A 2,500-nucleotide genomic window follows, 5' to 3' on the forward strand; every position below is an offset into this window, starting at 1 on the left:
GTCAGCTCGTGTCGTGAGATGTTGGGTTAAGTCCCGCAACGAGCGCAACCCTTAAGCTTAGTTGCCATCATTAAGTTGGGCACTCTAAGTTGACTGCCGGTGACAAACCGGAGGAAGGTGGGGATGACGTCAAATCATCATGCCCCTTATGATTTGGGCTACACACGTGCTACAATGGACAATACAAAGGGTAGCGAAACCGCGAGGTCAAGCAAATCCCATAAAGTTGTTCTCAGTTCGGATTGTAGTCTGCAACTCGACTATATGAAGCTGGAATCGCTAGTAATCGTAGATCAGCATGCTACGGTGAATACGTTCCCGGGTCTTGTACACACCGCCCGTCACACCACGAGAGTTTGTAACACCCGAAGCCGGTGGAGTAACCATTTGGAGCTAGCCGTCGAAGGTGGGACAAATGATTGGGGTGAAGTCGTAACAAGGTAGCCGTATCGGAAGGTGCGGCTGGATCACCTCCTTTCTAAGGATATATTCGGAACATCTTCTACGAAGATGAGGGATAACGTGACATATTGTATTCAGTTTTGAATGTTTATTAACATTCTTTGTACATTGAAAACTAGATAAGTAAGTAAGATTTTACCAAGCAAAACCGAGTGAATAGAGTTTTAAATAAGCTTGAATTCATAAATAATCGCTAGTGTTCGAAAGAACACTCACAAGATTAATAACTAGTTTTAGCTATTTATTTTGAATTGTTATTGAGGTAAGAGCATTTGGTGGATGCCTTGGCATGTACAGGCGATGAAGGACGTGGCACGCTGCGATAAGCGTCGGGGAGTTGTGAGCAAACTTTGATCCGGCGATTTCCGAATGGGGAAACCCACCTTCACCATTTCTCTCGAGTTGCGAGTGATCGTGATTTGAGTGAGGTGGATAAGGTATCCCAGATTGAATACATAGATCTGGTGAAGCGAACCCGGGGAACTGAAACATCTCAGTACCTGGAGGAAAAGACATCAACCGAGATTCCGTTAGTAGTGGCGAGCGAACGCGGACCAGGCCAGTGCCTCATCTTCAACTAGCAGAACACTTTGGAAAGAGTGGCCATAGCGGGTGACAGCCCCGTATGCGAAAGTGATGGATGAGGACTCGAGTAGGGCGGGACACGTGAAATCCTGTCTGAACATGGGGGGACCACCCTCCAAGCCTAAATACTCGTACATGACCGATAGCGAACACAGTACCGTGAGGGAAAGGTGAAAAGCACCCCGATGAGGGGAGTGAAACAGTACCTGAAACCGAATGCTTACAAGCAGTTGGAGCCTCTTTAGGGGGTGACAGCGTACCTCTTGCATAATGGGTCAGTGACTTAGTTTATCGAGCAAGCTTAAGCCGTTAGGTGTAGGCGTAGCGAAAGCGAGTCTGAATAGGGCGCTGAAGTTCGATGAATTAGACCCGAAACCCGGTGATCTAGGCATGACCAGGCTGAAGGTGCGGTAACACGCACTGGAGGGCCGAACCGTTGAATGTTGAAAAATTCTCGGATGAGTTGTGTTTAGGGGTGAAAGGCCAATCAAACCGGGAAATAGCTGGTTCTCCGCGAAATCTATTGAGGTAGAGCGTCGAATGTATGCCTCTGGGGGTAGAGCACTGGATGGATGCGGGGGTCGCGAGATCTACCAATTCTAACCAAACTCCGAATACCAGAGAGACTTGTTCGGCAGACAGACGGCGGGTGCTAAGGTCCGTCGTCAAAAGGGAAACAGCCCTAACCTACAGCTAAGGTCCCCAAGTCATCACTAAGTGGGAAAGCATGTGGGAATCCCAAAACAACCAGGAGGTTGGCTTAGAAGCAGCCATCCTTTAAAGAAAGCGTAACAGCTCACTGGTCTAAACAAGGGTTCCTGCGGCGAAGATGTAACGGGGCTAAAGTGATGCACCGAAGCTTAGGGTGTGATCTTCGGATCACGCGGTAGCGGAGCGTTCCGTAAGCCTGTGAAGCGGTCTGGTAATGGGCCGTGGAGGTATCGGAAGTGCGAATGCTGACATGAGTAGCGACAAAGAGGGTGAGATGCCCTCTCGCCGAAAGACCAAGGGTTCCTGCTTAAAGCTAATCTGAGCAGGGTGAGCCGGCCCCTAAGACGAGCCCGAAGGGGGTAGTCGATGGGAACCACGTTAATATTCGTGGGCCTGGTGGTGTGTGACGGATCACGTGTGTTGTCTGGCCTTATTGGATTGGTCAGGCTTCGAAGTGGTTCCAGGAAATAGCCCCACCGTATAGACCGTACCCGAAACCGACACAGGTGGTCAGGTAGAGTATACCAAGGCGCTTGAGAGAAGTATCCTGAAGGAACTCGGCAAATTGCCTCCGTACCTTCGGAAGAAGGAGGCCCAACCTGTGCGCAAGCACTTGTTGGGGGCACAGGCCAGGGGGTAGCGACTGTTTAGCAAAAACACAGGACTCTGCTAAGTCGGCTTCAAGACGACGTATAGGGTCTGACGCCTGCCCGGTGCTCGAAGGTTAAGAGGAGGAGTGCAA

The 2,500-nt window shown here is 50.1% G+C and carries 2 rRNA genes (1 of these 2 cut by a window edge); both read left to right on the top strand.

What is annotated here, in order from left to right:
- Window positions 1-478: ribosomal RNA gene (locus L284_RS27540) — 16S ribosomal RNA — on the top strand; the annotation flags it as partial.
- Window positions 479-714: 236 nt separating this feature from the next.
- Window positions 715-2,500: ribosomal RNA gene (locus tag L284_RS27545) — 23S ribosomal RNA — on the top strand (it continues 1,005 nt past the right edge of the window).

The sequence above is a fragment of the Novosphingobium lindaniclasticum LE124 genome (assembly GCF_000445125.1).
GTDB lineage: Bacteria > Pseudomonadota > Alphaproteobacteria > Sphingomonadales > Sphingomonadaceae > Novosphingobium > Novosphingobium lindaniclasticum.